Here is a 6,718-nt window from a genome sequence, read left to right on the forward strand (position 1 = left end):
CCTAGGGTGAAACATTAAATTTAAATACAGAATATGTTCGAACTTATAGGTTAAAACATTTTACGCACATATTTTTTGCAGTGTATGGTCGTAGTTTTTTTGTAAGGCAATGCTATTTGTTTTATTTTGTACAGACAATCTAAGTAGAAATTTTATACTCAAAGATTATTTTTTATTTTATTGCAGATAGTTATCAGCTGCTTGACTTCAGTTTCACTCAAACCAGTAGCGCATAAGGCCAGCCTGGCAATGTTCTCTCCTTCAGTTGCAAGCTCTCGACCTTTTTTGGTTAATGACATTGATTTCGCCTTGTCATTACCCGGAACCGGCTCTCTTTTAAGATATCCGTGTGACTCAAGCTTTTTTAAAACAGGTGACAATGTCGCTTTACTCAAACCAACAGCTTTGGCGAGATTGGTAGGTGAAGCGCCATCGTCCTGCCACAAAGCCATCATCACTACGAATTGTGGATACGTTAGCTGATGCGGCTTTAAGAGCTCTGCATAGGCTTTGGTAACCTCTCCGCTTGTTGAATAGAGCGCATAACAAACCTGATCTTTTAGCAATGGTCCCATTGGTATCCTGTATTTTAAACAGGTACTTGACATACCTGTTTTGCGAGAATATTGTTAGTGTACGAACATTTCGTAATCAAACATTAGGATACCGCACATGAAAGCTTATTATTCAATATTTTTAATGACACTGCCTTTGTTAATGCCAATCCAACTATCAGCGAATGAGATGGCAGCTGACGACAATTATGTACCAAGTTTAATGACAGATACCCCCTATGAAGGCCGTCAGCTGGCCATTAAATTGGTGCGAAAAACTATTGGTACTATTCAAACGGATGCTGGTGCGAAACATCGTGTAAGAGCAAAATACGCAGAAGATCCTGCACTTTTAATGGATGCCGCCGAGCTTGTTGCAATTGAATTTAAAACCATAGCCATTGCTAACGACTACTGGCGTAAATAATCAAGTAGCTTGGCTTGGATTATGTCAGAGGGTAGGCTGAAGACGGCCTAACCTGGTTTCCCGTCAGGTCTGGGCGTCTTAATAAATAATGACATACAGAGTGTAAGCCGTAACCCAAGCAATAACGCTGAGACATAACCAAAAAGAAACTTGCGTTGGTAACAACCAAATTAAAATTGTTCGGGTTAAACCGACAGCAATAATTAAGACAAATGCTAAGGAAATTAATCGTTTTGGTTATAAAGCTCTGCCGCTATGGTCCAGTGATACTCTGGAGATCCCGCTCAGGATCATTGTTGCCATAGCGCCTGCTGTGATAGACAAGGTTCTGCCATGCGGTGCCCGCTGTCCTGTGCAGCTCTGAACCGCGCGCGGTTAATAAAAAATCGATAATGATGGCTGCGACGAATCCAAACAGCATTTCATGGCGATGCCAAAACAAGGAGTTGCCATAGAAATCATGTTCAATATACCGTTTAAGACCAATCCCCAGAGCAATATTGCAAGCACACTGAAGCTGGCGCCAAATAAAAATAACGTTCTGAATGCCTGACGAAATAAGGGCAGGATGGCTTGTTCACTCGCTGATAATTCATTTGGCTGCGTCGTGGTTCATCCGGCAATAAGCTTGGGTTAAAAAATCACAAAGTGCTTTCAATTTCCTCAAAAATACTGGGATCTTTATCCCCTATCACTTCAATCACACCCCATGCACCCTTATCAGTTCGCATCAAAGCATGATCAACTAAGACATAATGTCCTGGATAATCCACTTTAAACTCAACAATTGTGGCGCCACCTGCCGGAATATTGGTGGTTTGAACATTTTTAAACTGTGCCCCGTTCATTGAGGCTTCCGGGTACACCGTGTCAAAAATCTCACCCACCAGATGAAAAGATGAATTCATCGCAACGCCACCATTGCCAATATAGAGCCTGACGGTCTCTCCTGCCTTAACCTGCATATTGTCTATTAACGCACCGGTACGACCGTTGAACACCACATATTCTGGTTGTGAATCGAGCATTTTCCGGGCATCAAACACCTGTAAGCCTTTTCGCCCTATAGCACCCGTTGTGTATATTTCACCTTGCATCAGATAAAACTCTTTATCGACCGGCGGTAACCCGTCTTTGGGTTCTACCAGAATCAAACCATACATACCGTGAGCCATATGGACAGCCATATTAGGCACCGCGCAGTGATACACAAATAGTCCCGGATTAAGCGTTTTGAACCGGATGGTTTTACTCTCCCCCGGCTCAACAATGGTAGCTTCGCCACCACCACCCGGACCTGTTACGGCATGGAGGTCGATATTATGCTGATGCAAACTGCTTATATGGTTATGTAAGGTAAGTTCAACGGTATCACCCTCTTTAACCCGAATCATCGGCCCTGGCACAGTTCCATTGAATGTCCAGTAATTAAAGGTTATTCCCGGTGCTAATTCAGCCAGAACTTCTTTGGTTTCCAGGGTGACTTTCGTTACATTACCTTGACCGTTTGCCTCAGAAGCAATTGGCTCAGGCACATTATTGGGATCATGGGCAATGTCCTCAATCCATTCAAACTGACCGATATGCCGAAAAAATGTCAGCACGTTATTTAATGGCAGGCCCGGACCTTTCCCCGGACCATAGGATTCAACATACATCGGGTACTGAAACATATACATTCTGCCAATCGAAACAGACAGAAACAGGGCTATACCAACAATAAATATCACCATGGAAATAACAAAAGCACGGGAATGCATCTGATGAATCAGTCGCATAAAGAAAAACAGCGACGCTGTAGCGGCGATCACAAAACCGTACATCTGTATCAAAGTGGTCTTGAGATAGGTCAGTAAGGAAAAACCACCGAGCGCTAATATCACTATCAGGCTGAGTACTAATGCCGTGATCACGGTGATAACCAAAATATTGGAGAGTCGGTGTAAATTCATTATGGATCCTATTTTTTTCAAATAGGCTTGTATTAATTAAAGCCAGAGATTACTGAACAGGAATATAACAAAAAATAATAAAATAAGCCCTAAAATACGCATTTATAGAAATATGGAAAAGTATGTTTTGGAATCGTTTTCATTGCTCGTTTCATCCTCTAATAAATCCTCTAAAGGAATATTTGCATAGGACTCATATACCTTTTTGTTATCTGGATGAAATACCCATAAACCAATGAGCAGCATGCAACAAACACCAATAAGTGTCGTCACAATAACGAGCCAGTTAGATGTTAAAAAAACCAGCATGAATTTTAGAAACAGCAGCAAAATTTCCATAGCATTTAACCAGTTTGCAATGTTATTTTTGTTTCTGACGCTTTTTTATTAGCAATATAAATCGTTGCCAGCACGTTAATTAACATCACCACCGCACCAGTAAAGAAAATAAATCCGCCCATTGCTCGCATAATGTAATAAGGATGCATCTGTGCCACGGATTCAACAAAGGTATAAGACAAGTTGCCATAGTCATCATAGGCTCGCCACATCAACCCCTGCATAATTCCGGCAACCCACATGGACGTAATATAGATAGCGGTTCCGATGGTTGCTAACCAGAAATGCACATTCACTAATTGCACAGAGAACATACTGGTATTCCACATACGTTCGACCATATGATAAAGCGCACCGATAGAAACCATCGCCACCCAACCAAGAGCACCTGAGTGCACATGCCCAATTGTCCAGTCTGTGTAATGCGATAACGCATTGACCGTTTTGGAAGCCATCACCGGCCCTTCGAAAGTGGACATGGCGTAGAAGGCGAGCGATACAATTAAAAAACGCAGAATATAGTCTGTCCGAAGTTTGTCCCACGCCCCACTGAGTGTAAACATCCCATTTAACGCCCCGCCCCAGGACGGAATGATCATCGCCAATGAAATGGCCGCACCCAGAGAGCCCGTCCAATCAGGTAAAGCGGTGTATTGAAGATGGTGAGCACCGAGCCAGACATAGCCAAAAATCAATGCCCAAAAGTGGATGACAGATAAACGATAAGAATAGATTGGTCGCTCAGCTTGTTTAGGAACAAAGTAATACATGATCCCTAAAAAGCCAGCGGTCAGATAAAAGCCAATAGCATTATGTCCCCACCACCATTGAACCATCGCATCCTGGACCCCGGCAAAAATGGAATACGATTTCCACATGCTTACTGGTATCGACAAACTATTGATGACATGCAAATACGTAAACATGATCATCATGGCCAGGAAAAACCAGTTGGCAACGTATATATGGCTGCTTTTACGCTGACTCAGCGTCATGATGAAATTTATAGTGTACGCAATCCACACTACGGCGAGCAGAATATCCAAGGGCCACTCCAGTTCTGCATATTCCTTACCTTGCGTTATGCCTAATGGCAAAGTGATCATGGCGCCAATGACATATAAATTCCAACCCCAGAAAGTGAACCACGCCATGGCATCGCTCCAGAGTCGAACACCGCAAGTTCGTTGGATCACATAATAGGCAGTAGCCATTAACACTGAACCACCAAAACCATAGACAACAATATTGGTATGGACCGGACGTAAACGTCCAAAGGTAATATAGGGATTATCAAAATTGAGGAACGGCCAGGCAAGTTCCGATGCAATCCAAACGCCGACTGCCGTGCCGAGCACTAAATAAATACACGCACTGACACTGAAATACTTCACCACATCATAATTGTAATTTTGATGTTTTTTTGCATTCATACAACTATCCAAACTCTTCCATTACCTTTGTTGCGAGTAGTTTGGACTCTCAATATAGATATGTATAATGAATAATATCTTTATTTATTATCAAAGATATTGATGGATATTAATCAGGCACGCACTTTTCTGGAAATCATTCGCTTGGGTAGTTTCGGGGCTGCGGCAGAAACATTAAATGTGACTCAAACGACTGTTACTGCTCGTGTACATAATCTCGAAAATCAGCTTGGCTGCAGGTTATTTGTCAGGAATCGCTCCGGTGCTACGGCGACGCTTGATGGGGAAAAGTTTATTGAGCATGCGGTAGCGATGGTGCAGGCATGGGAAGGTGCCAAGCGAAATTTACCATTACCGACGGGTACCGAAACCATTTTCAACATTGCTGGCGAAATCAGTCTTTGGAGTCCGTTAATGCTCCAATGGTTAAACAATCTTCGTCAGGATATTTCCGAAACGGCGATTAGTGCAGAAATTGGTGAACGAACCTCGTTGCATCAAAAACTTCAGCAAGGTTTACTCGATGTCATTGTGGTGCATCAACCAGAATACGGTCCCGGAATTCAGGTCGAACAAGTTCTGGAAGAAAAACTGATCTTTGTCTCCGCTAAAAGCCAAGCAGAGCCTTATATCTATGTAGATTGGGGAGAATATTTCCGTAAACAGCATGATATCGCTCTGCCCCATCTGGCAAGACCCAAGCTGACGATTAATCTTGGCCAGCTCGCGCTTCAGCACATTCTGGAAAATGGTGGGAGCGGTTATTTTCGAACGCGCGTCGTCCAAAAATATCTACATTCAGGCCATTTGATTAAGGTTGATAATTACCCTGAATTCACATTTCCTGTGTATATGATGCATAAAAAACAAACTAAAAATGCTAATTTCCAGAGCGTTCTTGATGCGTTATTCAGAGCGGGTAAAACAACTGAACCATGGTTGTGATATTGTTGAGTTGTGTTGATTTAAGATAGAACAAAGTTATGGGTGCTAGCAAAATTTTTATCAACTAATGCAGGTGACCTATGTGGTACTACATAACTAAAGTGTTTGTGAGCGCTGTGGTCATTGTCGTGATTTCTGAAGTCGCTAAACGAAGTTCGATCTTTGGTGCCATTATAGCCTCAGTACCTTTGATTTCAGTTATTGCCATCATTTGGTTGTATCAAGAAACGGGCGATGTCACAAAAATCAGTATCTTGGCATCCAATATTTTCTGGTTGGTTCTTCCCTCTTTGGCTTTGTTTATCACCTTGCCTATTTTGCTGAACATGGGCTTGCATTTTTACTTGAGCCTTTTAATTGCTGTTTGTGTCACCGTTATTAGTTATTACTTTATGCTTTTGGCATTGCGATCATTTGGTATAGATCTTTAACCCCCTACTTACGTTCACATTCTAAATGATGAGCTGCGCCTGGATTGTGGTTAATGTTACGTTTATACCATTTAAAACATTTACTATTTATCCATACTGCACCTCGCATAAAACTCTCTCAACTTGTTTAGCTATATTTAGGAATTATCTTATGAAAACTATCGGTTATGCCGCTCATTCTGCTGATTCTCCCTTAGCACCTTTATCTTTTGAACGACGTGAATTACGAGCGAATGATATTGCAATCGAAATTTTATATTGCGGTGTTTGTCACTCGGATTTACATGTGGCGAGAAACGACTGGGGTGGATCATCCTATCCTGTCGTTCCCGGCCATGAAATTGTTGGTCGGGTGATTGAAGTGGGGTCTGCGGTCACCAAGTTTAAAGTGGGTGAAAATGTTGCCGTGGGTTGTATGGTGGATAGCTGCCAGGAATGTGATGAATGCCATAACGATCATGAGCAGTATTGCCGCAATGGTTTTACATTGACCTACGGCTCACCAGATAGAATTACTGGGGATATGACTCAAGGTGGTTATTCTAAACACCTGGTGGTTCGTGAAGAATTTGTATTGCGTATCCCGGAAAATCTGGATTTGGCATTAGCCGCCCCACTGCTATGTGCTGGCATCACG

General features: G+C 42.3%; 9 protein-coding genes. 4 read left to right on the plus strand and 5 right to left on the minus strand.

What is annotated here, in order from left to right; genetic code table 11:
* Nucleotides 1-158 precede the first annotated feature (158 nt).
* Nucleotides 159-575, minus strand: coding sequence for a MarR family winged helix-turn-helix transcriptional regulator (locus B3O33_RS07850; protein WP_292359478.1), 417 nt, complete (start codon nucleotides 573-575; stop codon nucleotides 159-161).
* Nucleotides 576-672: 97 nt separating this feature from the next.
* Here B3O33_RS07850 and B3O33_RS07855 point away from each other — a divergent pair, with 97 nt between their 5' ends.
* On the plus strand, nucleotides 673-981 hold the full coding sequence (locus B3O33_RS07855) for a hexameric tyrosine-coordinated heme protein (protein ID WP_292359476.1): 309 nt from the start codon (nucleotides 673-675) through the stop codon (nucleotides 979-981).
* 253 nt (nucleotides 982-1,234) lie between these two features.
* On the opposite strand, the gene B3O33_RS07860 is transcribed toward B3O33_RS07855, so the two are convergent.
* The 4 genes from B3O33_RS07860 to ccoN all read right to left on the minus strand — a co-directional run bounded on the left by B3O33_RS07860 (nucleotide 1,235) and on the right by ccoN (nucleotide 4,705).
* The gene (locus B3O33_RS07860) at nucleotides 1,235-1,423 is read right to left on the minus strand and encodes an NnrS family protein (RefSeq protein WP_292359475.1); all 189 of its coding nucleotides are present in this window, start codon (nucleotides 1,421-1,423) and stop codon (nucleotides 1,235-1,237) included.
* A gap of 199 nt (nucleotides 1,424-1,622) precedes the next feature.
* Complete coding sequence (nirK, locus tag B3O33_RS07865) at nucleotides 1,623-2,933, minus strand: copper-containing nitrite reductase (protein ID WP_292359473.1); 1,311 nt, start codon at nucleotides 2,931-2,933, stop codon at nucleotides 1,623-1,625.
* A 102-nt stretch (nucleotides 2,934-3,035) separates the two neighbouring features.
* Nucleotides 3,036-3,272: a cbb3-type cytochrome oxidase subunit 3 gene (locus B3O33_RS16015; RefSeq protein WP_414673283.1), complete on the minus strand. Its 237-nt coding sequence runs from the start codon at nucleotides 3,270-3,272 to the stop codon at nucleotides 3,036-3,038.
* A gap of 5 nt (nucleotides 3,273-3,277) precedes the next feature.
* The gene (ccoN, locus tag B3O33_RS07870; RefSeq protein WP_292359470.1) at nucleotides 3,278-4,705 is read right to left on the minus strand and encodes a cytochrome-c oxidase, cbb3-type subunit I; all 1,428 of its coding nucleotides are present in this window, start codon (nucleotides 4,703-4,705) and stop codon (nucleotides 3,278-3,280) included.
* A 102-nt stretch (nucleotides 4,706-4,807) separates the two neighbouring features.
* On the opposite strand from ccoN, the gene B3O33_RS07875 reads away from it, so the two are divergent.
* The 3 genes from B3O33_RS07875 to B3O33_RS07885 form a co-directional block, all read left to right on the plus strand.
* The gene (locus tag B3O33_RS07875) at nucleotides 4,808-5,650 is read left to right on the plus strand and encodes a LysR family transcriptional regulator (protein ID WP_292359468.1); all 843 of its coding nucleotides are present in this window, start codon (nucleotides 4,808-4,810) and stop codon (nucleotides 5,648-5,650) included.
* 80 nt (nucleotides 5,651-5,730) lie between these two features.
* The gene (locus tag B3O33_RS07880) at nucleotides 5,731-6,081 is read left to right on the plus strand and encodes a DUF3147 family protein (protein WP_292359466.1); all 351 of its coding nucleotides are present in this window, start codon (nucleotides 5,731-5,733) and stop codon (nucleotides 6,079-6,081) included.
* Nucleotides 6,082-6,232: 151 nt separating this feature from the next.
* Nucleotides 6,233-6,718 (plus strand): alcohol dehydrogenase catalytic domain-containing protein (locus B3O33_RS07885; protein WP_292363350.1); only part of this gene is annotated, 486 nt, incomplete at its 3' end.

The organism is Methylophaga sp. UBA1464, assembly GCF_002325665.1.
In the GTDB taxonomy this organism is placed as follows: Bacteria; Pseudomonadota; Gammaproteobacteria; order Nitrosococcales; family Methylophagaceae; genus Methylophaga.

Coding starts and splice junctions, on each gene's coding strand:
- B3O33_RS07880 (WP_292359466.1), top strand. CDS start 5,731: ATGTGGTACTACATAACTAAAGTGTTTGTGAGCGCTGTGGTCATTGTC.
- B3O33_RS07850 (WP_292359478.1), bottom strand. CDS start 575: ATGGGACCATTGCTAAAAGATCAGGTTTGTTATGCGCTCTATTCAACA.
- B3O33_RS16015 (WP_414673283.1), bottom strand. CDS start 3,272: ATGGAAATTTTGCTGCTGTTTCTAAAATTCATGCTGGTTTTTTTAACA.
- B3O33_RS07875 (WP_292359468.1), top strand. CDS start 4,808: ATGGATATTAATCAGGCACGCACTTTTCTGGAAATCATTCGCTTGGGT.
- B3O33_RS07855 (WP_292359476.1), top strand. CDS start 673: ATGAAAGCTTATTATTCAATATTTTTAATGACACTGCCTTTGTTAATG.
- ccoN (WP_292359470.1), bottom strand. CDS start 4,705: ATGAATGCAAAAAAACATCAAAATTACAATTATGATGTGGTGAAGTAT.
- nirK (WP_292359473.1), bottom strand. CDS start 2,933: ATGAATTTACACCGACTCTCCAATATTTTGGTTATCACCGTGATCACG.